Here is a 24,441-nt window from a genome sequence, read left to right as displayed (position 1 = left end):
CATAGGATTATTTATAAATCTCATGAACCGGTTTTTTATTGATCAGGTAATCTACACGCAGAAAAACTTTCCAGTATTTTTCTTTGTTCATTTCATCCCAGTGGATGTAGGCATATCTGTATTGATAGGTTTGAATCTGACAGAGTAGAATGAGTGCGGCAATTACAGCATACAGTATTTTAGGAGAAGTTGTATGTTCAACCAGTAAGGCAAAAGGAATAATAAACAACATATAATATTCAATAAAAGCCCTGTTTCCAAAACAGCCGCCATATGCCCAGCTTGACCAGCTCGATAAAACAAAAACAATCAGTGCAAAGGAGATAAGCCATCTGCCGTATAGAAACGTTTGTTTCCGTGACCAGTAATAGATGCCGGCTAAGGCAACAAACAACATAGGCATGTAAACAAACAATCCCTTTCGGTAACTGAATAACACATCTGTAATATGAGGAGAAGTGAAATCAAAACCTTCTTCTTTATAAGAATAAATGAACCAGGCGCCAATTGCCAGTTTATAATAAAGCAACTGAATAAAAATAGTCGCACTGAATAACATAATACCGCTTACAAGGAAAGGGATTTTTTTAGAAAATAAATCCTGAATAACATGAACCAGTACGTTGGGCCAGATCAATGGAAGACAAAGTACGATAAGTAAATTTACAGGTCGTATAATTGTTATCAGACCCAATGCCAGGGCGGCAAACAGAAAGTATATATACTTTTGGGTTACAGCAAGTTTTTGCCAGCAGGTAAAAAAAACAGCAACCATAAAGAAGCTGTAAATGTGACTCATACCCGGTTCAAAAATACTGTAATAAAACAAATTTGTTCCCAGTGCAAAACTTATAATGGTGATGATAAGTGTTTTTTGATGCAGGTGAAATTGATTTTTTAAAAATAACCCAATAAGGAAAAATGCGGCATACAAATAAAAAGATGCTGCGATGCTGATGGATAACAATTGATATTTGCCATAGCCATCCTGCGGATCAGAAAAACATGTTGCGGCAAGATAAAAAGGAGCCATCAGGATGGAGGTTCCTATAAAATATCTGTCGATGTTCCCTCTTTCAGTTGGCACGCGAACCAATGAGGTTGCACCTGAAATAAATGGATTTTCAATTTTATCTAAAAAAGTAAAATTAGGGTCGTTATATTCAAAGAATGCAGGTAAAAAGGAATAATACCCAACAGCATCAACTTCTAATATATCCTTATAATTATCACGTCCGCTTTGTGTATTGCCAATTACACAAAGATGCAGCACAAACAAACTGAGTACAGTCCAGAATAAGCTTTTTTTAAGTGACGGTGTCTGCATAAAGGTATTATACTAAAATAACTAGAACATCGGGGACACTCTAGTTATTTTACAGTAAAAGAAGCAGCTTGGTGCTATTTGAATAAGTTATATTTGATAATACAGAATAAGGCTCTGAATGCATCTTTCATTCCGATCTTTTTACCTTCTTCGTATGTTCTGCCATAGTAGGAGATACCTACTTCGTAAATACGGATGTTTGGGATTTGCGAAATACGTGCCGTTACTTCAGGTTCAAAACCAAAACGTTTTTCTTTAAGTGCAATTTTTTTAATGATATCGCTTTTAAATACTTTGTAACACGTTTCCATATCTGTAAGATTCAGATTGGTGAACATGTTGCTGGCAAACGTTAACATTTTATTTCCAATGGTATGCCAGAAAAATAAAATTCTATGCGGGCGCCCACCGATAAAACGGGAGCCATAAACAACGTCTGCAAAATCTTCAAGGATTGGCTGTAAAAGAATGTTGTATTCTCTTGGATCGTATTCCAGATCGGCATCCTGAATAATGACAACTTCCCCCTGAGCCTTTTCGATCCCGGTATGTAACGCTGCCCCTTTTCCTTTGTTTACTTCATGATTATATAAAACGATATTGTGACCGGGATGATCATTAATATATTTTTCTATTGTTGATTTTGTATTGTCTTTTGAACAGTCATTCACTAAAATTATTTCCTTTTGAATATCATTAACAAGCGTTACATCCAAAACTTTATTAAGAATTAAATGAATCGTGCGTTCTTCATTATATGCAGGAATTACAATAGAAAGCGTTTTAATCTGCGACATATTAAAATTATTAGTAATTATTTTTTTATTTTACCGGGCTGATAAGATGACGGTAATATTGCTGCCAATCCCAATCCAGTGAACCAAAACAACCATCAAAACTATACATCATTTTTAATGTGTAAAAACTGCATAGTGTAAACAGAAGTACAAATATAATTGATATTTTCTGTTTATTTAATCTATTCGCTAAAGGAAGGAACAGGAAAGGATAAAATTCTACTAAACTCCTGTGTCCTAAACCACAGCCAAGTTCATAACTGCTCCAGGAGGCATATAGATATATAACACTAAAAAAGAGCAGATAAGGCATAAAAATAATAGGTTTTTTAAACGAATACGAGGATATATTCCATAATAAAACAACCAATAAAAATGGGGAATATATGAAAACGCCATTTTCAGGTGCGAATAAGACTTCCAGTATCTTTGGGCTGAAGACGTAAAAAAAACCTTCGCCATAATAAGGTGTTGCTGAAACAGTTGAATTTATATAATAATAATAAAAGAGTTGAGGTAGTACAATAAGGAACATGATGCCATACATGATTGTACTTATTTTAGAAAAAAATATTTTTTTTGCTGTGATCCGGATTTCACTTAGGCTGTTTTGTGTAACCAATAAAACCGGGATAAAAAAAAGTATATTCACATGGCGCACCAGAAAAATCATACCGCCCAGTAAGCCCAGCGAAATAAGTGTTTTGATGGGTTTGAGCGATAAATAATCCGTCAGGTTAATGCCTATAAATAATAATGCTGTAAAAAGAATAAAAGAGTATGCATGTGACATTCCTGTTTCATCAATACTATAATACAGCAGATTTGTACTGAGCAGCATGGCGGCACAAAGCAACGATGCATATGGAATCGAAGTGTATTTTTTAAATATTATAAACGAAAGCAGCAGGCCTAAGGCTGTATAAAAGGCCGCAGCAACATCTATTGTATAATGATATGATTTATCGAAAGGCGAATCGGAAGGGTTGACTAGTTTGTTGATCAGCCAGAAGGGGGCAATCATTATAGCTTCTCCTGCCGGATATTTTGTTATAATGGTATGGCCGTTTAGGATAAAACCATTACCTGTGTTTGCTTCAATAGCTGCAGGCATTTTCTGCGCATCAAAATTATATTCAAACAATGCCGGTAAATAAATATAGTAACCTGCTTTATCTCCCCATATCTCACTTTTATAGGTGAAAATATCCCTGCGGATATGCTTGTTTACAGATAAGGTCAATAATGTACAAAATAAAAGAAAAAACAGAACGAATGATTTTAACATGTTACTTATTTTAATTCATACAATTTAAATCCATCTTTTTCAGTTATTACAAAAGATTTTCCTTTCAATAAAACAATAATATATTTTTCAGCATTTGTATTGATATAGTCTGGCTTAATCAAATACATATCTACGTTAAATGTGTTGTTAAATGTCGTAATCTGGCTCTGGCTCGGTATAGAGAATGGATAATTCGCATTTTCACTTAACAGAATCAACGTATTCATGATGGAATCGTTTTGATAGCTTTCAAATACTTTGTCAGAAACTCTTGAAAGATATCCGCCCGTGATACTTTTTTTGTGAATGGTTTGATAAAAATGTTCCAGGTTATTAAAATTGCCTATGTGGTGCAGTCCATCATTCACACCTGTAGGCATAATTAAAACTTTATTATTGGGGCTTTTTGCTACAGCATCATAGATTGCCGGGGCATCTGCATTTACAAGTAAGTTATAAGGTTTAGGTTTAAACTCTACAATCATATAAAAAAGCAACAATACGGGTAATGCGTAACTATACAGAATATTTGGTTTGCGGGCAATTGTTTGTGCCCAAAAATAACCGGCAATAATTGGTAACGTAAGTTCAATCATCATAACCGTGCGGGTATTACAACGGATATTATTAAAGAACGGAATGAAGTGGATGATGGCCGTAGGGCTATAAATTATTTTATGCGAACCGAAATAAATGATTGGAGTTGCAAGTAAAAAAAATATTGCGGTTATGAAAATCCACGGAGCTGTTTCTTTAGGCAGGTTGTTTTTAAAGAAATTGTATAGAAGAATAATGCCCACAAATATAATGCTGTACCCTAAAAAGAGCTGATTTTCTAAATTATGCATGCCTCTGTAAGCAATGGATGTTAGTGGCTCAAGAGAGGCATTGTTATAGAGCCAGGAATTGTCGTTGGGAATAAAAAATGCAAGCATATTTCCTCCCCACCAAATACCGCCTTTGTCGTCGAAACCATGTATTACCAGCGGTTCGATAATTAAATGCATGCCAATAAATAATATAAGCAACATACCTGTTTTTTTTATACGCGATAAGTTGATCCAGTATGGGTAAAATTTATAAAAAGCAAACCAGGCGAATGAAAAATAAAGCAAATAGAATGTTGCATAGTAGTCATTTAAAATGGTTAAGAATCCAAGCAGAATACACAAATAAAAATGTTTTTTAGAAATGATTACGGGTAGAAATGATTTGGTTGAAAAATCAAATGCTTTTAAAAAACAAAGTATGTAAAATGGAATCGTTGCTGTAAGCACAAGTGTATAATGTTCGGTTAACCGAAGCATTTTGTATGCAGAAAATGAAAATGCTGCACCAATAATAAATGAAATGAGTTTGTTTTTATTCAGATACATGGAAAGCAGATACGCTCCAAAGGCAGACAGAATAAAATGGAGCATGATATACAGATTCATGCCCAGAAAATTATTTTTAAATAAGAGTGAAAAGCTGCACATGCCGGGCATGTAGCCATGCATCCATAAATTACCACCAATAGGAGACAATACTTTTTCAGTATGAAACAACGGGTTGTTGTTGGCTATATTATTTTTGAAAATATATACATCCCAGATATAGGAAGATGAATCTCCCATTGTATCCGGAGAAATAAATCCCTCATGAAGGTGTACTAAAAGAGGCCATGTAAAAAAAATGCTCAGCAGTGTATAAAATGAAATAACTACAGTATTGGTAAGCGTTTTGTTAAGCATCTATTTGGTATCTGTTGAATACGGAATAGTATATCCCGGTGAAGTGTTAAAATTACAAATTTTAACACTTATATTTGGTTAATTAAAAAAATAATATGATCCCTTTTAATAAACCGCATTTAACAGGTAAAGAAGTTCATTACATCTATGAGGCTGTTCATTCAGGGAAAATTTCAGGAAATGGCATTTTTACTAAAAAATGTCATGATTTCTTTACTTCCACATACGGTTTCACAAAGACATTGATGACATCAAGCTGTACAGATGCGCTGGAAATGTCGTCATTGTTAATGGATATTCAACCGGGGGATGAAATTATATTACCAACGTTTACGTTTGTTTCAACGGCAAACGCTTTTGTATTAAGAGGCGCAAAGCTTGTATTTGTAGATAGTTTAGCAACTGAACCAAATATGAACGTTGAGTTGATTGAAGGTCTGATCACATCTAAAACAAAGGCGATTGTTGTGGTGCATTATGCCGGCGTAGCGTGTGATATGGATGTTGTAATGAACATTGCAAAAAAATATCAGTTATTCGTAGTGGAAGATGCCGCGCAGGCAATAAGCTCCTATTATAAAGATAAACCATTGGGCGGCATTGGCGATTTTGGTGCATTCAGTTTTCATGAAACAAAAAATATCATTTCCGGAGAAGGCGGACTGTTGGCAATAAACAATTCAGATTATTGTAACAGGTCTGAAATTATCTGGGAAAAAGGTACAAACCGTAGCGCTTTTTTTAGAGGCGAAACAGATAAGTATGGTTGGGTAGATGTTGGTTCCTCGTTTTTACCATCTGAAATTATAAGCGCCTTTTTATATGCGCAGTTAGAAAACGTAGCTGAAATTCAGGCTAAGCGACTGGAAATCTGGAATACCTATTACAATACACTAAGCCCCTTAGCGGAACATAAAAAACTCAGGTTGCCTTATATACCGGCGTATGCAACCAACAACGCACATATGTTTTATGTGATCTGCAATTCTCTGGAAGAGCGGACCGCATTGATTGATTATTTAAAAGCACATAATATTCTGGCTGTGTTTCATTATTTATCGCTTCATAAATCACCTTACTTTTCAGATAAACACGATGGAAGATCGATGGATTATGCAGATCAGTATGCAGAAACGTTGGTTCGGTTGCCCTTGTTTTATGATCTTTCCACCGAAGATCAGGAATTTATTTGTACTAAAATCTTATCTTTTTATTCAGAAAAAATATGATTCACCTTTCTGTCGTATCTCCTGTATATGGATGCAAGTCTTGTTTGCATGAGTTGTATCAAAAACTTGTACAGGCATTACAGGCAATAACTCCTCACTTTGAAATTATTTTTGTAAATGATAACAGCCCGGATAATGCATGGGGAACAATTGTTGAATTGGCAGAACAGGATAAGCGTGTAAAAGGAATAAATCTTTCCAGAAATTTCGGGCAGCATTATGCCATTCACGCAGGTTTGGAGTATGCAACAGGAGAATGGGTTGTTGTTATGGATTGTGACTTGCAAGATCAACCCGAAGAAATTTTCAAGCTATATGAAAAAGCAAAAAGTGGATTTGATATCGTATTGGCGCAACGCTTGGTACGTAAAGATACTTTTTTCAAACGCATGTTTTCAAAAGTATTTTATTCAGTACTGGGCTATTTGACAGAAACAAAACAGGATAGCAGCGTTGCTAATTTTGGTATTTATCATAAAAAAGTAATTGCAGCGATTTTGTCCATGAAAGATAAAATCAGGTATTTCCCGGCTATGGTCCGTTGGGTTGGTTTTAAACTTACAGCTGTTGAAGTTAATCATCAGGCGCGCCTTGTTGGGGAAACTTCTTACAATATCGGCAAGTTGTTGCGCATGGCACTGGATATAATTCTAGCGTTTTCGGATAAGCCTTTACGGCTTACCGTAAAGTTTGGATTTTTAATTTCAAGCCTGGCGTTCTTTGCTGCTATCATTCAATTTGTCCGCTATCTTCATGGAGATATTTCAGTGGCAGGTTTTGCCAGCATCATTATTTCTGTTTGGTTTTTGGGCGGAATAATGATTTTAATATTGGGAATTATTGGTTTGTATATAGGCAAAACATTTGACCGCGTAAAAGACCGCCCTGTTTATATTATCCAGCAAACAATTGGCTTAACACATGAATAATATACAGCCATTATCCTGGGACAGTACGTTTTTCAACCGTAATATTGGTCAGGCACACGTAACAAATGCGGAAGAAGCCGATGCACTTAAAATAGCATTTGATACCGGATCTTTTGATTTGATGTATGTGACCGCAGCATCTGAAGCGATACAAAATAAATTGTATGATGTTTTTAATCAGCCACCCGTTGAACACAAGCGCACCTATGAGTTGGCGGCATGGAGCAATCCGGAGAAAAAGCCTATCCATAATATTGTAGAAATTGATCAGGTAACACAAGCGTTGATTCAATTGACATTTGAAAGCGGCATTGAATCAAGATTTTATAAAGACACAAACTTTGATAAATCGGACTTTGAAAAATTATACATTGCCTGGATTGAAAAGTCTGTAAAACACGAACTGGCCGATCATGTATTTGGTGTCTTTCTTTCAAATCAGTTAGCTGGTTTTGTAACACTGGCTTTTAAACAGGATGCTGCGCAGATTGGCTTGATAGCTGTAGAAAAAGCATTCAGAGGAAAAGGAATTGCGAAAGCATTAATTGAACACTGTGTAGTAAATGCTTTCGAATCCGGAAACATGCCTGTTAAAATTGTTACGCAGGCACACAACATTGCAGCATGCAGCTTATATGAATCAATGGGTTTTACGGAGACTTCTTCTGTGCCGTTATTCCATATCTGGAAAAACAGATAACAATCTGTTAGCATAAATATGTTTTTATTACACCAAAAATCTACAGGTACTTACCGGTTCAACAAGTAACTTTTCCTTAACTTGCATGTATGGGAATAAAGTCATGGTTAAGCAAACCACTTGCAAGCTGGATTGTTCAGAAGCAAAAAAAATGGAGTTCAGATCCGGTCGGCACGCAAAAAAACGTGTTCGATCTTCTTATTAAAAAAGCTCAAAAAACAACTTTTGGAAAAGATCACGCATTCGATTCCATTCAGTCACATGCAGATTATTGCAGGCTTGTTCCTGTAAGAGAATATGAAGGTTTCAAAGAATACATTGAACTGGTAAAACAAGGTACACAGGATGTGCTGTGGCCTGGTATACCCTTGTATTTCGCTAAAACTTCCGGTACTACATCGGGTGTCAAATACATTCCGATTACTAAAGATTCCATCGGTTATCACATAAATGGCGCGAAGGATGCGCTGTTAAATTACGTGCACCAAACCGGTAAGTCAGAATTCTTAGACAAGAAACTGATTTTTTTATCCGGCAGTCCGATTATGGAAAAGAAAAACGGTATTTACATCGGCCGTTTGTCCGGTATCGTCAATCACCATGTACCCGGTTATTTGAGAGGCAATCAATTGCCAAGCTTTGAAACCAATTGCGTGGATGATTGGGAAAGCAAGCTGGAAAAAATTGTAGATGAAACGATCGACCAGGATATGTCACTGATCAGCGGCATACCGCCGTGGGTACAAATGTATTTTGACCGCATCGAAGAACGTACGCATAAAAAAATTAAAGATGTATTCCCTTCCTTTTCATTGCTTGTGTACGGAGGGGTTAATTTTTCCCCGTATAAACGGAAACTGATTGAAAGCATTGGCAAAGAAATCGACACCGTAGAAACCTATCCGGCATCCGAAGGATTCATTGCGTTTCAGGATATACCCGGGCAGGCAGGTTTATTGCTGCTGTTGAACAGCGGAATCTTTTATGAATTTATTCCTGTAGAAGAATACGGCTCCGCAAACCCGACACGGTTAACCATCGGGGAAGTAAAAACCGATGTGAATTATGCCTTGGTTATGTCTACCAATGCCGGTTTGTTTGCGTATTCCATTGGCGACACGGTAAAATTTGTTTCAACAGCTCCTTACCGGATTGTAGTGACCGGAAGAGTAAAACATTTTATATCTGCTTTTGGGGAACATGTAATCGGGGAAGAAGTTGAGCAGGCCATGAAAAATGCTTTGCTGAAACATCCGGAAGTTTCCATTACCGAGTTTACCGTTGCGCCCCAGGTAACGCCTGAAGAAGGTCTGCCGTATCATGAATGGCTGATCGAATTCATTTCGATGCCCGCAGATATGGATCAGTTCGCGCACGATCTGGATCAGGAAATGATTCAGAAAAATATTTATTACAAAGATTTAATAGTAGGAAATATCTTACGCCCGTTAGTAATTACTTCAATTTCTGCCGGCGGATTTATTAATGGTATGAAAAAAATGGGTAAGTTAGGAGGCCAGAATAAGGCGCCGCGATTATCAAACGACAGATCGTTTGCTACAATAATATTGACTGCATGAAAGACCCTCAAAAAAAATACATTGCCATTCTTGGATCTACCGGTTCAATCGGCACACAGGCCCTTGAAGTTATCCGGAATAATAAAGATCGGTTTGTGGTTGAAGTGTTAACAGCAGAAAATAATGCAGCGCTGCTTATAGAGCAGGCCGTTGAATTTCGCCCCAATGTAGTTGTCATTGGAAATGAGGGGCTCTATTCAAACGTTCAGCATGCCTTAGAGCCGCTGGATATAAAGGTGTATTGCGGAGTCAAAGCGCTGGCTTCAGTTGTTGAGATGGAAGATATCGATGTTGTATTGACCGCATTGGTCGGTTATGCCGGTTTAATTCCAACGATACATGCCATCAAAGCAGGCAAGCACATTGCCCTGGCAAATAAAGAAACGCTTGTTGTTGCGGGTGATATCGTTACGGCATTAGCCAGACAGCATCGGGTAGCGATCCTGCCGGTTGATTCTGAACATTCAGCCATTTTTCAGTGTTTGCCTGGAGAGGGAATGAATGAAATTGAGAAGATTATTCTGACAGCTTCCGGTGGTCCGTTCAGAGGCATGAAACGTGCAGATCTGGAGCATGTAACTAAAAAACAAGCCTTAAAGCATCCCAACTGGAGCATGGGCGCTAAAATAACGATTGATTCGGCTTCCTTGATGAATAAAGGCTTGGAGGTTATTGAAGCGAAATGGTTATTTGGTCTGGAAGCCGATCAGATTGATGTTGTTGTGCATCCTCAGTCGATCATACATTCCATGGTACAGTTTCAGGATGGTTCCATTAAAGCACAGATGGGGCTGCCGGATATGAAATTACCGATACAGTATGCGCTGGCTTTTCCTGAACGGTTAAAGTCCGATTATCCGAGGTTTGATTTTACACAATATCCGGCCCTTACCTTTGACAAACCTGATACGGAAACATTTCATAATTTATCATTAGCCTATGATGCCTTGCGAAAAGGAGGGAATATGGCCTGTATTTTAAATGCTGCTAATGAGATCGCTGTTGAAAAATTCCTGCAGGATGAGATAGCATTTTTAGAAATGCCTGATTTGATTGCTGAATGTATGGCAAAAGTACCGTATATTGTTGTTCCGACGCTGGATGATTACATTCAGACAGATACACAGACAAGAGCGTTGGCGCGTGCATACACGCAGGTAAAAGTTAAATAATAGCCGTTAATTCAGAATAAATGGAAATAGTGATTATGGCAGCCCAATTAATACTGGGCTTGTCGATTTTAGTTGGAGTACATGAGCTGGGTCATATGTTGACAGCAAAGTATTTCGGCATGCGGGTTGAAAAGTTTTCAATTGGTTTTCCTCCAAAACTTTTTGGTTTTAAAAAAGGTGACACAGAATATTCTGTAGGGGCAATTCCCTTAGGTGGTTTTGTTAAAATATCCGGTATGGTTGATGAATCCATGGATACCGAAGCATTGAAAGAAGAACCAAAAGCATGGGAGTTCAGAAGTAAACCGGCATGGCAGCGTTTGATCGTGATGCTGGGCGGTGTAATTGTAAATGTGCTGGTTGCTTTTTTAATCAATATCAGCCTTACCTGGATCAATGGTGAAGAATACATCAGTGCCGGTGAAGTAAACAAATATGGTATTGTAGCGCAGCCGATTGCTCAGGAAATTGGGTTGCAGAACGGAGATAAAATCGTTGCGGTTAACGGAAAACAGATCGATGATTTTGCGGACGTTTATGAAGCATTGCTGGAACAGAACAGTTCCTTTACAGTTATCCGGAATGGTGCAGCATTAACTATTGTTTTGCCAAGCAATGTGCTGGATAAACTGGCAGAAAAAAATGCGAAGGGGTTTATCGAACCGAATTTCCCGTTTACAGTAGGAGAAGTTATGAAAGGAAGCAATGCAGAGAAGGCAGGCCTGCAAGCGGGCGATTCTGTTATCGGCATCAGCGGACAACGCATCAATTATTACAATGATCTGAAGCAGGTACTTGCTGCAAATAAAAATAAAAAAGTTGAAATGCTGGTTGTTCGCAATCAGCAGGAAGTAAAACTGAACGTGCAGGTTGATACAGCTGGCTTGATAGGCTTTGGTGCTAAAAACGGCATGCAGATCTCAACACGTTCGTTTAGTTTTATCGAATCTGTACCAAGAGGAATTACTTCTTCCATTAAAGTTGTAACCGATCAATTAAAAGCATTCTCTAAAATTTTCCGCGGAGAGTTAAAACCTTCAAATTCAGTTGGTAGTTTTTTTACTATGGGAAAAGCTTACGGACCGAAGTGGATCTGGCCGCATTTCTGGAGTTTGACAGCAACCTTATCAATGATATTGGCGTTTATGAACCTGCTTCCGATCCCGGCATTGGATGGCGGACACGTAATGTTCCTGTTATATGAAATTATTTCCGGCAAAAAACCATCCGATAAATTTCTGGAAAATGCCCAAAAAATTGGTATGTTACTATTGTTATCATTAATGCTCTATGCCATTTCAAATGATGCAATCAGGAATATCTTTTAACTAACCGTATTCAGTATGATAATGATGAAAAAAATTATTCTTCCCGTTCTTATCTTATTCATTCATGTAGTCTCTTTCGCCGGCGTGCAGGATTCTATTGGCGTTACCAAACTGAATAATAAATTACATGTGCAGTATATGGTATCTCCGGGAGAGACGATCTATGGAATTTCCACTAAATACGGTGTTTCATTAACGGATCTGTTTGATATTAATCCTGAACTGGAAAATGGTCTTAAGGTAGGGCAGGTAGTAAACATTCCATACAACCCTTCAGCAATGGCCAAGACTTCGCAGTCGGCAGCATCAAAACCAAATGCGCAGGTATATAAAGTGCAGCCGGGAGATACGTATTATGGAATTGCCAAGAAGTATAATACGTCTGTAGAGCAATTGCTTAAAATGAACAATATGGATTTGAAAGCCGGACAGGAAATTGTTGTGGGATATAATAATACAACTACAACAGCAACCAATCCGGATACCAAAACAACGACAACACCAACCGCTGTAAATCCGACAACAAATACAGCGACAACCAAAACACCGACAACAACAACAACAACAACACCGACAAAGTCACCGGAAACACCACCGGCAACGGTAGAGTCGAATCAGCCGGCATTAACCAGTGTATCTAATTTTGCACCGCCGTTTAATGATATGGGAACGCCGTATACCTATGATTCTTCACGTAAGCAGATCTTAGTTGTGCCGTTTGATCCATACCTGTATTTTTCAGATGCGGATGATGAGATCGCAGGAAAATCCAACATGCAGCGCACAAAAGTAAGAGAGGTATTCAGAAAACGGTTGAATACATTATTAAAAGCTCCGGGCTATGAAACCATTCACTTACTTGGCGGCAGTAACAGTGATTCATTAACAGATCTGAATAAAATATATTCTTCTGTTAGTTATAATTATCAGGCAGCAATCAACAACCCGAATTCGATCGAAGCAAAGCAAGCACAGACATCTGCTGCAACTTCAACAACTACAGCTAAAAAGGGCAACTGGATGAAAAATACCGTTGGCTCTATCACAGGTAGTCAGGAGCCTGTATCGCAATATAATACACCGGCAGATAACGGAAAATATTTTGGTGTGTCTGTTAAAAATCCGGATTTCTTTAAATATTTCGATGAGAAATACAGCATTGATTATTACATCTTCATCAATCAATTTGAAGTAAAGACGAATTATGAAAATTGTTTGGATAGAGCGGCATTGAATTATGAAAGAACATTTACCGTACATTATTCGATCTTCGATAAAACAGGAAAACAAATTGCCGGTGATAAATTTAAAGTACATTATAACTCCAATAACTGTTACGTGTATCAGATCGCGAGCGATAACGTTCCTAAAATGGCACAGAAGATCATCAACCAGTTACCGCCGCCAAATGCAAAGTAATTGAAACGTTAGTATACATAAAGAAGGCCTGCAATGATTTTATTGCAGGCCTTCTTTATGTAGTGACTATATGAACGTATGGCATTTTGATGACTGTTAATATATCGATAAGCTGTTGTAAAAGTGATGAAACAAAGATGTCCGGATTCTGTAGCATATAACAGAATCAGTATAAAAAAATACGCACAATACCGAAGTAGTGTGCGTATAAAGATTTGACTATGTTCTACATCACCGTTGAGGAAATGATGTGTTTAAATTAGGGTACAACAGGCGAAAAGGAAATTATTCTTCCGCAGGAATTTCAATTTCTTCCTGTACTTTTTCTTCTTCAATTGTTGTACTACGGATTAATTCAAATTCAACACGTCTGTTGATTTTTCTGTCAGACTCTGAAACTTCCTGTTGAATAATTGGTTTTTGGTTTCCATAACCAACAGCTTCTATACGGCTTTCATCTATGTTCCCTTTTTCCATGATATAGCTTTTGATCGCATCTGCACGTGCCTGAGATAAGCGTAAATTTGCAGCAGCGTCACCACTGCCATCTGTGTGCCCTGAAATGACAAGTTTTATCTGCGGGTGATCAACCAAAAAGTCTACTACTTTATCCAGATCGCCTTCCATTTCAGGAAGAATTTTAGAACTGTTGTTGTCAAATTCTAAAGAAGTAAATTTCCATTTGTTATACTTAATAGAATTTGTTTTCAGGTTAATAACCGTGTCTCCATCTAATTTGAAATTGTGTTCAATCCGGAAGAAATCATCTCCCTGAATAACCAACAGATAATCGTTTTCATTATTCAGGTCAAATTCAAACGTGCCGTCTTCGCGCATAAACTTTGGCGCTACTTCAATTCCGTTTGTTAAATCAATAACAGAAACAATACCTGTAAACGGTTCATTGGTGAGCGAATCTGTCAGCGATCCTTTCAACTTTGTATACGCCAATGGCTGTGCTTCCATCGGAAGCGGGAAGCTGAACAGTTCCAGGTTTGCCAGATTGTCAATTTCAGATTTAGAATAAAATAAGTCGCGTGATTTTGAATCGATGGTAAAATAATATTCATCGCCGGGGCCATTAACCAATGGTCCGATATTTTTAGGTTCCTGCCATTTTTTTTCCAGCATGCGTGATTTATAAATATCATAGGTATGATACGTAAAATCTAAACTGTCTCTTTTTCCGAAGTTGAGTAAGTGGCCGTTTGAACTGAAGTAAAATACATCGTGGATCGGATGGTAGAACGGACTTACTTCATTCCCTCTGGTATTGATTACAGGACCCATGTTTTGTGCCTGTGCCCAGCCGCCTTTGGGCAACTTATACGTAAACCAGATATCAGATAAGCCAAAGCCGCCGATGCGGTCAGATGCAAAGTAAAGCGTATCTTCTGTATGAGATAACGTTGGGTGGGAATCCCACGAAATACTATTTACCTGTATGCCTAAGTTTTGTGCCACAGACCATTTACCATCATCATCCAGATGCGATTCATAAATATCACAGGAACCCATGCAATCCCGGCAATCATATAAATAATCCGGCACAATACAACGTGCGAAATAAAGCGTGCGGCCATTACGGCTTATGGTTGCAGAACCTTCGTTGCAATTGGAATTGATCACGTTAGAGAACGGAAGTGCTTCATCCCAGAAACCATCGTAGTTCATGGTAAAATACAAGTCCTCATTTTCACGGTAGGTTAGTTTGGTAGGCGTAAGTACTTTTTTCCGTTTTGTGAAAATAAGCATGTTGCCGTCAACATTCATGGTTGGTCCATAATCCGGGTAGCGTAGATCATTTACCAGTTCACCCATGTTTAAAAAGACACTTTTGGGCGGGTACAGCGTATCAACTGCTTTGCGGTAATCAACCAGCTGATAATAATATTCAAGCGGAACAAATTGATCTACTGAAGATGCTGTAATCGTATCGTAATATTTTTTTATTTCTTCAATTCGTTTACCACGTAAATTTTTTAACGCTGTGCGATATAAAAACAATGCCCGGTCTTTGTAGCCAAACATTTGGTATAGGCGGCCCAGCTTCCAGATCATATCTGTATTGCGGCTGAAATTCTGAATGCCGAAAGAATTTACATAGCGCTCCATTAACGGAAGCAGCTCTTTGTAATTCTTTGCTTCTTCCAGCTTTTTAATTTTTGTAAATTCCGCTTCGTTGTAATAAAACGGTATGACATTAATGTTTTTAAACTGAAACTGGTACTCTGACCGCATGACAGAAATGCTGTCTAATTGACCATGTGCCGCCATGGTCTGAAAATTATTTTTATTTTTACCTTTTTGGGGATAGGCTGGTTGATAGAACAGTAAAAACGACAGTAGTAGTGATACACTCAAACTGTATTTCTTCCATTCAATTATTTTCGAAACAAACTTTTTAAAAGTATTTACTGGCATGCGAATTGTAAAACTTATATAAATATAGTTCTAAATAGATTAAATACGCAAATAATCCTAAAAAAATGCCATATTGGCATAATATAAGGAATCGCAGAAGATATGAATAATATGAATAAATCAGAGTGGTCTCTTTTGTCAAATATGTTAGATACGGAGCCGGTAGATATGATTCCACTCATTACCCCTGAAGAAGAGGCGGAGATGGATAAAGAAGAATTCCCTTCTGTATTACCAATATTACCTGTTCGCAATATAGTGCTATTCCCGGGTGTAGTGCTTCCCATTACTGTTGGCCGCCAGAAATCAATACGTCTGGTTAAGAAGTTTTATAAAGGAGACCGCACCATTGGTGTTGTTGCGCAGGAAAACCAAAAGTCTGAAGAACCAAGTTTTCAGGATATATTTAAAGTTGGTACAGTAGCCAAAATTCTCCGCATGTTTGTATTGCCGGATGGTAATACAACGATTATTATTCAGGGGAAAAGACGTTTTAAGATCGAAGAGCAAGTTCAGGACGAACCGTTCATGCAGGCAAAGGTGAGTATGTTGAAAGACATTCACCCGGATATGAGCAAAAAAGAAGTGAAGGCACTTCTGCAATCTGTAAAAGAATCGGCAACTAAAATTCTGAAAATGAATCCTGAAATTCCACAGGATGCACAGATTGCCATCAACAATATTGAAAGTGAAAATTTTCTGACACATTTCCTTTCTTCCAATATCAATGCGGAATTAAAGGATAAACAAAAGTTACTGGAGTTTGATGATGCGGTTGAACGTGCTACGTGGTTATTACAGCTGATGGATAAAGACATCCAGATGCTGGAAATAAAACGCGAGATTCATACCAAAGTGCATACCGATATTGATCAGCAGCAGCGTGATTATTTCCTGCGTCAGCAGATCAAAGTATTGCAGGATGAGCTTGGCGACTTCAGTAGTGAGCAGGAGTTTGAGCGTTTAAAAGAAAAAGCATTAACAAAAAAATGGTCGGATAAAGTACGTGCGCACTTTGATAAAGAAATGTCGAAGCTGCAGCGTGTAAACCCGATGGCACCGGATTATCCGGTAACATTTAATTATTTAGAGTTGCTTGTTGATCTGCCGTGGGGCGAAAATTCGACCGATAATTTTGATCTGGTACGTGCGAAAGAAATTTTAGACGAAGATCATTTTGGCTTGACCAAAGTGAAACAACGGATACTGGAATATCTGGCCGTATTGAAATTGAAAAATAACATGAAGGCGCCGATCCTTTGTTTATACGGTCCTCCGGGTGTTGGTAAAACATCGTTAGGGAAATCCATAGCAAAAGCACTGGACCGTAAATACATTCGTATGTCGTTAGGCGGCGTACACGATGAATCAGAGATCCGCGGTCACCGTAAAACGTACATAGGTGCTATGCCCGGTAAAATCATTCAGGGTATTAAACGCTCTGAAACATCCAACCCGGTATTTATATTAGATGAAATAGATAAAATCTCGAAAGATTTCAGAGGTGATCCATCTTCCGCATTATTAGAAGTACTGGATCCGGAACAGAATTCTTCTTTCATGGATAATTTCCTGGAAGTAGAATACGATCTGTCAAAAGTACTGTTCATTGCAACCTCCAATGCGCTTGATACCATACAGCCTGCTTTGCGCGACCGTATGGAGATCATAGAGATTAACGGATATACACTGGAAGAAAAGATTCAGATTGCGAAAAAATATTTAATTCCAAAGCAAAAGGAAGAACACGGCTTAAAAGCTAAAGATATAAGCTTTACAGATGCTGCCATTGTAAAAATCATTGAAGACTACACCAGAGAATCCGGTGTACGTAACTTAGAACGTAAAATTGGTGCGGTAGTGCGTAACATCGCCGTAGCTATCGCCATGGAAACGGCATATACAAAGAAAATTCAGCCGGCACAGGTACGTGAAATTTTAGGATCCGAAGATTTTGAAAAAGATACGTATCAGCAGGATGATTTAGCCGGTATTGTTACAGGTCTTGCCTGGACACCTTACGGCGGAGAGATCTTAACGATCGAATCCATCATCAGTAAAGGAAAAGGTAAGTTAACATTGTCTGGTCAGCTGGGTGATGTAATGAAAGAGTCTGCATCGGCAGCACTTTCTTTACTGCGCGCAAATGTAGACGCTATCGGTATTGATCACCGCGTATTTGATCATTTTGATCTGCACGTACACGTACCTGCCGGTGCTACACCTAAAGATGGCCCTTCAGCAGGTATTGCCTTATATACATCATTGGCGTCTACGTTTACACAGCGCAAGATCAAACCGGCACTTGCCATGACAGGAGAAATTACCCTGCGTGGTAAAGTATTGCCTGTTGGCGGGATCAAAGAAAAAATCCTTGCGGCAAAACGCGCAGGTATCAAAGAAATTATTTTAAGTAAAAAGAATAAAAAAGATATCGAAGAAATACACCCGCCGGATATTGCAGATCTTAAATTTCACTTTGTTGAAACGGCAGATGAAGTATTAGCCATTGCCTTATTAAAACAGAAAATTAAAAAGCCTTTTAACTTAGAGGTTCCGGAAGAACCGAAAAAGAAAGACAAATAATTACAAATTATCGGCAGTAGATACCAATCTACTGCCGTTTTACGTTTAGCTACATATGATCTTAAGGCTTTTTTTTATATCCATTCTGGCTGTACTACCTGTTTTATCGCATGCGCAGTTGGGGGGGCGTACAGGATATTCTTTTTTAGAAGTACCCGTTGCAGCCCGTCAGGCAGCCGTTGGCGGCTATAATGTTTCCATCCGCGATAAGGATGTTGCTATGGGTTACTCCAATCCTGCGTTATTAAATGACACAATCAGTAAAACCGTTAGCTTTACCTACCAGCCTTTTTATGCAGATATAAAAAAATCTACCTTATTTGGCGCATATGGGTTAAAGGATAATAAAGGCGTAATAAGCGGAGGGGTTAATTATTTTAATTACGGCAGCATCAACCAGACCGATGCAAATGGAAATGAAACCGGTGCAGTTTTTCATCCTGTTGAATACGCACTGGTACTTGGTTACGCGAGAGGCATGGGACCGTTTTCTATGGGGGCAAATGCCAAATATGTACATTCATCTATCGAAACATACAATGCAGCGGCCGTAATGGTTGATTTTGGTGTGTTATACAAACATCCCAAACAGCAGTTAACCGTTGGCCTCGTATTTAAAAACGTTGGCTTTAATGTCAATAATTATGTAAAAGGGCAGGCTGTGAATCTCCCGTTTGATATTCAGCTTGGTGCAAGCTACAAACCCGATCACATGCCGGTACGTTTATCCCTTACTACACATCACTTATATAAATTTGATGTAGTATACAATGATCCGGCAATAAATGTAAAAGTAAACTTAGACGGAACGGTAACACCAATTGAAACAACCTTTGGCGATAAACTCATGCGCCATTTTGTTATTGGCGGAGAGTTTTTATTTACCAAAAACTTTCACGCACGTTTTGGGTATAATTTTTTAATGAGAAGAGAACTCAGGCTTCAGGATCGCTCTGCAACAGCAGGTATGACCTGGGGTTTCATGCTTCGGGTGAAAAAATTTGATATTGGGTATACCCGCGCGTATTATTCCATTAAAGGAGGGACCAGCTATTTCACCTTGGGAATTAATATCAATGAATGGATGAAGAAATAAATTAACAGATACTCATGACAGCTTTACAGGGTTTCCTAACACCAACAGAAATTGTTGCCGAGTTAGATAAATATATTATCGGTCAGCACGATGCCAAACGGAACGTTGCCATTGCATTACGTAACCGTTGGAGACGGATGCATGCAGATGCAGATATGCGAAAAGAAATCATGCCGAACAACATATTACTGATTGGGCCTACCGGCGTTGGTAAAACTGAAATTGCAAGACGTCTGGCCAAGCTGGCCGATGCGCCCTTCACCAAAGTAGAAGCATCGAAGTTTACCGAAGTGGGTTATGTTGGGCGCGATGTGGAAAGCATGGTACGGGACCTGGTTGAACAGGCAGTGAACATGGTAAAGACGCAGAAAAAAGAAGAAGTTAAAATTAAGGTGTCGCAGGTAGTGGAAGATATTTTGCTTGACTTGTTGATTCCGCCGGTGAAAAGTACAGGCATGGGTTTTAAGACAGCCAGTACGCAATCTATAGATACAAACGAAATTCCGGATAACGATCAGGAATTGAATGAACGTACACGTGAATTGTTTCGTGAAAAAATCCGTTCGGGTGAGCTGGATGAACGCAAAGTAGAGATCAATGTGCAGCAGCAGGGGCCTGGTGTGGGCGTTGTAGGCGGCGCAATGGATGAAGCTTCCATGATGAACATTCAGGAGATGATCGGTAATATGATGCCCAAGAAAACGAAGAAACGTAAACTAAGCATAGCCGAAGCCCGCAAAATATTGCTGGAAGAAGAATCTGCCAAACTTATAGACATGGATGATGTGAAAGACGAAGCGATTCGTAAAACAGAAAACATGGGGATTATTTTTATCGATGAAATTGATAAGGTCGCTTCTTCTAAAAAAGGAAATGGTCCGGATGTAAGCAGAGAAGGCGTACAGCGCGATCTGTTACCTATTGTGGAAGGCAGCGCGGTAAATACAAAATACGGCACCGTACATACCGATCACATTTTATTTATTGCAGCAGGTGCGTTTCATGTTTCAAAACCTTCAGATTTAATACCCGAGTTACAGGGCCGGTTTCCGATTCGTGTAGAACTGAATAGTCTTACAGAGGCAGATTTCTACCACATACTTAAAGAACCAAAGAATGCACTGACACGCCAATACCAGGCGCTGCTTTCCTCTGAAAATGTAAACATTGAATTTCATGACGACGCATTAAAAGCAATTTCTGAAATTGCCTTTGAGTTGAATGTCGAAGTAGAAAATATTGGCGCAAGACGGCTGCATACGGTAATGAGTCATTTATTAAATGAACTGCTGTTTGATGTACCCGATAAAATTGAAACCCATTCAACCGTTGTAATTACAAAGGAACTGGTTGATCAGAAATTGAAAGGCTTAGTGAAAAACAGGGATTTAAGCCAATTCATTTTATAACAGTATACTGCTTAATTAAGGTGCTATGCATTTCTATTTTATTACAGGCACATCTTCAGGCATTGGTAAAGCACTTGCTGAACAGCTGCTTTTGCGTGAAGATGTACGTGTGTATGGAATTTCCAGAACATCCGGTATAAACCACCCAAACTACCAGCATATATTTGCAGATTTGAGTGATGCTGCACAACTCAATCAACTTTATCCGTTATTTAAAAAAGTCTATCAGCAAACCGATTCAGTATATCTTATAAATAATGCCGCAGTGATAGAGCCGATCAGATATGCCGGTGATTTTTCTGAACAGGCAATTCAACAGTTCATACAGGTAAACTTAAATACGCCGGTTCAATTGATCAATGCATTTTTGAACATCCCTGATACGGATTTTCAAAAGCGCGTTATTCTCAATGTATCCTCTGGCGCCGCTACCAAAGTAATTGACGGCTGGTCGCTGTATGGGTCTACAAAAGCTGCATTGGATCATTTTTCCCTGCATATAGCTAAAGAACTGCAAATAAAAGGGGAGGGAAAGACCACCGTTTTCTCCATTGCTCCGGGCGTGGTGGATACACCCATGCAGGAAAAAATACGAAATACGGCCGAAGAAAACTTTTCTACTGTTGACCGGTTCAATCAATTAAAACAAAATAATGAATTGGTTTCTGCAAGTATAATTTCTGAAAAATACATACGTATTCTGGATCAACCTCTCGATTTCCCTAATGTCATCTTTTCATTAAGAGATATCAGCTAAAAAAGCGTGTATGATACTTTATTTTGTTCGGGGCAATTCAATTATTGATATTACATTCAAATTTTGTATTTGTTAACTTTCGTTAAATTAATTAATATATTGATTTTTAAATAATTGTAATTTTATATTAAAAATGTAGATATTTTATTTAAAATAAATTGTTGTTTTTTTAAATAAAAGGTACATATTTGTATTAATACTTTTGGAGAAAATATTTTTATTATTTTTTATACTATACTTCTGTGAAAGGGATGATGTTTTTAAAATGTCATCCCTTTTAATTTTTACTGACATTCAATATCTTTAATTGTTATTAACAGCTACAGCAAATAACCGTATTTATAATTAATATTGTAAGAGGAACGAACAGATTGTATGAGCGCAGAAAATACCTATAAGCAATTATTACCGTTGGCAAAATACTGGTTAAAAGAGCTCGACTTTTATGGTAATAATCAATTCAAGAAAAAGGTTACTCCAAACGGTTGGACGATAGGTCAGATTTACGATCATTTGTTAATTTATTCTCAGGAAGTTCATATTAAGGCCATACAGGAATGCCTGGCTAAAAAGCAAGCGGGTCCGAAAGAAGGTAAAACATTCAATGGTTTTCTGCAGTTTGCTTATGGCAGCTATTTGCCGTTTAAGCACAAAAGCAATCCATATAAAGAACCTGGCCAGCCGCTTAGTACAGAAAAGGTTAAGGATGACTTTTATCGCTTCTTAAAGCTGCTGCATAAGGTTGCAAAGGAGATTGACTATAAAAAACCTACGGCAAAGATAAAACATCCTAAATTGGGTTATTTGTCGGCAGAGGAATGGTTTAAATTGATTGAGATGCATTTTCGTCATCATATCAAACAAAAGAAAAAACTGGATAACGAAGTTCGGAGCACGTCCAGAGAAACAGAAGTCAAAGATTTTGACGATATCCCGGATTTACCTTTCCACGACGTTTAAGCCCGATACTAAAAAATCCCTGTATATTTCAGGTGTAAAAACAAAAAACCTCGAATGCTTAAGCGTTCGAGGTTTTTATTATTAATGGCTGTTATAATTACTTAACAGTATCCATGTGGACAATCAAGTCAACCAATTTGTTAGAATAACCCCACTCGTTATCATACCAGGATACTACTTTAACAAAGTTGTCATTCAATGAAATACCAGCTTTTGCATCGAAGATAGAAGTACGTGCATCACCTAAGAAGTCAGTAGAAACTACTTCATCTTCCGTATAGCCAAGGATGCCTTTCATGTCACCTTCAGAAGCAGCTTTCATAGCAGCTTTGATTGTTTCATAAGAAGCAGCTTTTTCTAAACGGCAGGTTAAATCAACTACAGAAACGTCTGGTGTAGGAACACGGAAAGACATACCCGTTAATTTTCCTTTTAATTGAGGGATAACAAGACCAACCGCTTTAGCAGCGCCTGTAGAAGAAGGGATAATGTTTTGGTAAGCACCACGGCCACCTCTCCAGTCTTTAGCTGAAGGACCATCTACTGTTTTTTGAGTTGCAGTTGCAGCGTGAACAGTAGTCATTAAACCTTCAAGGATACCGAAGTTATCATTTAATACTTTAGCTACCGGAGCTAAACAGTTTGTAGTACAGGAAGCATTAGAAACGATTGTCATATCTTTCGTATATGACTTGTTGTTTACACCCATTACGAAAGTAGGAGTATCATCTTTTGCCGGAGCAGATAATACAACTCTTTTTGCACCAGCTGCAATATGTTTATCAGCAGTATCCATTGTAAGGAAAAGACCTGTGGATTCTACAACGTATTCAGCACCAACTTCATTCCACTTTAAATTTGCAGGATCTCTTTCAGCCGTTACACGGATAGCATTGCCATTTACAACCAATTTACCATCTGTAACATCTACCGTACCGCTGAAACGACCGTGAGTAGAGTCATACTTTAACATGTATGCCATGTAGTCAACATCAATCAAATCATTGATTCCAACTATTTGAATGTTAGGATTGTTAACCGCAGCACGGAAAACCAAACGACCAATACGGCCAAAGCCATTAATACCAACTTTAATTTTTGACATAATTATTAAAGATTAAACTACGAACTTGAGATGTATAAATAATATTCTGAAATTATCTGAATAAGCTACAAACATACAATAACGCATATGTAAAATCAACCGGAGAGCCTTTTTATTTATTTTATTAAAAAATATCCAGAATGGTTTTGTATTTATTAAAAACTTTCATAGTTTTGCAAACCTTTTAGAAAAAGGCCTGTTCGTCTAGGGGTTAGGACGCGTCCCTTTCACGGACGAAACACGGGTTCGATTCCCGTACAGGCTACCAAAAATAGCAAGTCAAAGTCCCGCTCATTAACGGGACTTTTTCTTTTTCTTCTCAAACAAAGGCGTTTAACAAAATAAATAACGTCTTTATCTTTCTTTTAAAAAGGCCTGTTCGTCTAGGGGTTAGGACGCGTCCCTTTCACGGACGAAACACGGGTTCGATTCCCGTACAGGCTACCAGATAACTAATAAAAAAGCGTATGAATTGTTTCATGCGCTTTTTTATTAGCAGTTTATTGAATGAATGGAATTTTATCTGTTACTTTTAACTGAAAACAATACGCTTATAATGGTCGGCATACTATGAGAATTAAGCGGAATGATTTTTTATTCAC

18 protein-coding genes and 2 tRNA genes are annotated in these 24,441 nt (G+C 38.1%); 14 read left to right on the top strand and 6 right to left on the bottom strand.

The window, feature by feature from the left end; all coding sequences use genetic code 11:
* Window positions 1-7 precede the first annotated feature (7 nt).
* The 4 genes from CHU_RS14600 to CHU_RS14585 form a co-directional block, all read right to left on the bottom strand.
* Entirely contained in the window at window positions 8-1,327 is a 1,320-nt protein-coding gene (locus CHU_RS14600) for a hypothetical protein (RefSeq protein ID WP_011586355.1), read from the bottom strand.
* A gap of 74 nt (window positions 1,328-1,401) precedes the next feature.
* Window positions 1,402-2,124 carry a glycosyltransferase family 2 protein gene (locus tag CHU_RS14595; protein ID WP_011586354.1) on the bottom strand — a complete coding sequence of 241 codons (723 nt, stop codon included), beginning with the start codon at window positions 2,122-2,124 and terminating at the stop codon, window positions 1,402-1,404.
* A 25-nt stretch (window positions 2,125-2,149) separates the two neighbouring features.
* The gene (locus CHU_RS14590) at window positions 2,150-3,412 is read right to left on the bottom strand and encodes a hypothetical protein (RefSeq protein ID WP_011586353.1); all 1,263 of its coding nucleotides are present in this window, start codon (window positions 3,410-3,412) and stop codon (window positions 2,150-2,152) included.
* 5 nt (window positions 3,413-3,417) lie between these two features.
* Entirely contained in the window at window positions 3,418-5,145 is a 1,728-nt protein-coding gene (locus CHU_RS14585; RefSeq protein WP_011586352.1) for a hypothetical protein, read from the bottom strand.
* Between the two features lie 95 nt (window positions 5,146-5,240).
* Between CHU_RS14585 and rffA the strand changes: the two genes are divergently transcribed.
* From rffA to CHU_RS14550, 7 genes are all read left to right on the top strand, one after another.
* Window positions 5,241-6,374 (top strand): dTDP-4-amino-4,6-dideoxygalactose transaminase, encoded by a 1,134-nt coding sequence (gene rffA / locus CHU_RS14580; RefSeq protein WP_011586351.1) that lies wholly within the window; start codon window positions 5,241-5,243, stop codon window positions 6,372-6,374.
* Entirely contained in the window at window positions 6,371-7,303 is a 933-nt protein-coding gene (locus CHU_RS14575) for a glycosyltransferase family 2 protein (RefSeq protein ID WP_011586350.1), read from the top strand. Before rffA ends, CHU_RS14575 begins: the two co-directional genes overlap by 4 nt.
* On the top strand, window positions 7,296-8,003 hold the full coding sequence (locus tag CHU_RS18985; protein WP_011586349.1) for a GNAT family N-acetyltransferase: 708 nt from the start codon (window positions 7,296-7,298) through the stop codon (window positions 8,001-8,003). Before CHU_RS14575 ends, CHU_RS18985 begins: the two co-directional genes overlap by 8 nt.
* Window positions 8,004-8,092: 89 nt before the next feature.
* Window positions 8,093-9,583, top strand: a complete 1,491-nt coding sequence (locus tag CHU_RS14565; protein ID WP_011586348.1) for a GH3 auxin-responsive promoter family protein — start codon at window positions 8,093-8,095, stop codon at window positions 9,581-9,583.
* Complete coding sequence (locus CHU_RS14560; RefSeq protein WP_011586347.1) at window positions 9,580-10,755, top strand: 1-deoxy-D-xylulose-5-phosphate reductoisomerase; 1,176 nt, start codon at window positions 9,580-9,582, stop codon at window positions 10,753-10,755. Before CHU_RS14565 ends, CHU_RS14560 begins: the two co-directional genes overlap by 4 nt.
* Before the next feature lie 35 nt (window positions 10,756-10,790).
* Window positions 10,791-12,083: an RIP metalloprotease RseP gene (gene rseP / locus CHU_RS14555; RefSeq protein WP_011586346.1), complete on the top strand. Its 1,293-nt coding sequence runs from the start codon at window positions 10,791-10,793 to the stop codon at window positions 12,081-12,083.
* Window positions 12,084-12,104: 21 nt separating this feature from the next.
* Complete coding sequence (locus tag CHU_RS14550; protein ID WP_238379293.1) at window positions 12,105-13,502, top strand: LysM peptidoglycan-binding domain-containing protein; 1,398 nt, start codon at window positions 12,105-12,107, stop codon at window positions 13,500-13,502.
* Window positions 13,503-13,787: 285 nt separating this feature from the next.
* Here the strand turns inward: CHU_RS14550 and CHU_RS14545 are convergent, their stop codons facing one another.
* A complete protein-coding gene (locus tag CHU_RS14545) occupies window positions 13,788-15,926 on the bottom strand; it encodes an OmpA family protein (RefSeq protein ID WP_011586344.1) in 2,139 nt (712 codons plus the stop codon).
* 144 nt (window positions 15,927-16,070) lie between these two features.
* Here CHU_RS14545 and lon point away from each other — a divergent pair, with 144 nt between their 5' ends.
* The 5 genes from lon (at window position 16,071) to CHU_RS14520 (ending at window position 22,734) form a co-directional block, all read left to right on the top strand.
* A complete protein-coding gene (lon, locus tag CHU_RS14540; protein ID WP_011586343.1) occupies window positions 16,071-18,512 on the top strand; it encodes an endopeptidase La in 2,442 nt (813 codons plus the stop codon).
* A 55-nt stretch (window positions 18,513-18,567) separates the two neighbouring features.
* Window positions 18,568-19,608, top strand: a complete 1,041-nt coding sequence (porQ, locus tag CHU_RS14535; RefSeq protein WP_011586342.1) for a type IX secretion system protein PorQ — start codon at window positions 18,568-18,570, stop codon at window positions 19,606-19,608.
* Between the two features lie 14 nt (window positions 19,609-19,622).
* Complete coding sequence (gene hslU, locus CHU_RS14530; protein ID WP_011586341.1) at window positions 19,623-21,017, top strand: ATP-dependent protease ATPase subunit HslU; 1,395 nt, start codon at window positions 19,623-19,625, stop codon at window positions 21,015-21,017.
* Between the two features lie 25 nt (window positions 21,018-21,042).
* A complete protein-coding gene (locus CHU_RS14525; RefSeq protein ID WP_011586340.1) occupies window positions 21,043-21,774 on the top strand; it encodes an SDR family oxidoreductase in 732 nt (243 codons plus the stop codon).
* 375 nt (window positions 21,775-22,149) lie between these two features.
* A complete protein-coding gene (locus CHU_RS14520) occupies window positions 22,150-22,734 on the top strand; it encodes a DinB family protein (RefSeq protein ID WP_011586339.1) in 585 nt (194 codons plus the stop codon).
* 97 nt (window positions 22,735-22,831) lie between these two features.
* Here CHU_RS14520 and gap read toward each other — a convergent pair whose 3' ends face one another.
* A complete protein-coding gene (gene gap, locus CHU_RS14515; RefSeq protein ID WP_011586338.1) occupies window positions 22,832-23,839 on the bottom strand; it encodes a type I glyceraldehyde-3-phosphate dehydrogenase in 1,008 nt (335 codons plus the stop codon).
* 193 nt (window positions 23,840-24,032) lie between these two features.
* On the opposite strand from gap, the gene CHU_RS14510 reads away from it, so the two are divergent.
* Both CHU_RS14510 and CHU_RS14505 read left to right on the top strand, forming a co-directional pair.
* A tRNA-Glu gene (locus CHU_RS14510) sits at window positions 24,033-24,107 on the top strand.
* A 104-nt stretch (window positions 24,108-24,211) separates the two neighbouring features.
* A tRNA-Glu gene (locus CHU_RS14505) sits at window positions 24,212-24,286 on the top strand.
* The last annotated feature ends 155 nt before the right edge of the window (window positions 24,287-24,441 follow it).

The organism is Cytophaga hutchinsonii ATCC 33406 (assembly GCF_000014145.1).
GTDB lineage: Bacteria > Bacteroidota > Bacteroidia > Cytophagales > Cytophagaceae > Cytophaga > Cytophaga hutchinsonii.
The sequence above is the reverse complement of the archived record's forward strand: the minus strand, read 5'-3'. Positions and strand labels throughout refer to the sequence as shown.

What these genes read in the sequence shown, in the direction of transcription:
- CHU_RS14600 (WP_011586355.1), bottom strand. Translation starts at nt 1,327, where the DNA reads ATGCAGACACCGTCACTTAAAAAAAGCTTATTCTGGACTGTACTCAGT.
- CHU_RS14595 (WP_011586354.1), bottom strand. Translation starts at nt 2,124, where the DNA reads ATGTCGCAGATTAAAACGCTTTCTATTGTAATTCCTGCATATAATGAA.
- CHU_RS14590 (WP_011586353.1), bottom strand. Translation starts at nt 3,412, where the DNA reads ATGTTAAAATCATTCGTTCTGTTTTTTCTTTTATTTTGTACATTATTG.
- CHU_RS14585 (WP_011586352.1), bottom strand. Translation starts at nt 5,145, where the DNA reads ATGCTTAACAAAACGCTTACCAATACTGTAGTTATTTCATTTTATACA.
- rffA (WP_011586351.1), top strand. Translation starts at nt 5,241, where the DNA reads ATGATCCCTTTTAATAAACCGCATTTAACAGGTAAAGAAGTTCATTAC.
- CHU_RS14575 (WP_011586350.1), top strand. Translation starts at nt 6,371, where the DNA reads ATGATTCACCTTTCTGTCGTATCTCCTGTATATGGATGCAAGTCTTGT.
- CHU_RS18985 (WP_011586349.1), top strand. Translation starts at nt 7,296, where the DNA reads ATGAATAATATACAGCCATTATCCTGGGACAGTACGTTTTTCAACCGT.
- CHU_RS14565 (WP_011586348.1), top strand. Translation starts at nt 8,093, where the DNA reads ATGGGAATAAAGTCATGGTTAAGCAAACCACTTGCAAGCTGGATTGTT.
- CHU_RS14560 (WP_011586347.1), top strand. Translation starts at nt 9,580, where the DNA reads ATGAAAGACCCTCAAAAAAAATACATTGCCATTCTTGGATCTACCGGT.
- rseP (WP_011586346.1), top strand. Translation starts at nt 10,791, where the DNA reads ATGGCAGCCCAATTAATACTGGGCTTGTCGATTTTAGTTGGAGTACAT.
- CHU_RS14550 (WP_238379293.1), top strand. Translation starts at nt 12,105, where the DNA reads ATGATGAAAAAAATTATTCTTCCCGTTCTTATCTTATTCATTCATGTA.
- CHU_RS14545 (WP_011586344.1), bottom strand. Translation starts at nt 15,926, where the DNA reads ATGCCAGTAAATACTTTTAAAAAGTTTGTTTCGAAAATAATTGAATGG.
- lon (WP_011586343.1), top strand. Translation starts at nt 16,071, where the DNA reads ATGTTAGATACGGAGCCGGTAGATATGATTCCACTCATTACCCCTGAA.
- porQ (WP_011586342.1), top strand. Translation starts at nt 18,568, where the DNA reads ATGATCTTAAGGCTTTTTTTTATATCCATTCTGGCTGTACTACCTGTT.
- hslU (WP_011586341.1), top strand. Translation starts at nt 19,623, where the DNA reads ATGACAGCTTTACAGGGTTTCCTAACACCAACAGAAATTGTTGCCGAG.
- CHU_RS14525 (WP_011586340.1), top strand. Translation starts at nt 21,043, where the DNA reads ATGCATTTCTATTTTATTACAGGCACATCTTCAGGCATTGGTAAAGCA.
- CHU_RS14520 (WP_011586339.1), top strand. Translation starts at nt 22,150, where the DNA reads ATGAGCGCAGAAAATACCTATAAGCAATTATTACCGTTGGCAAAATAC.
- gap (WP_011586338.1), bottom strand. Translation starts at nt 23,839, where the DNA reads ATGTCAAAAATTAAAGTTGGTATTAATGGCTTTGGCCGTATTGGTCGT.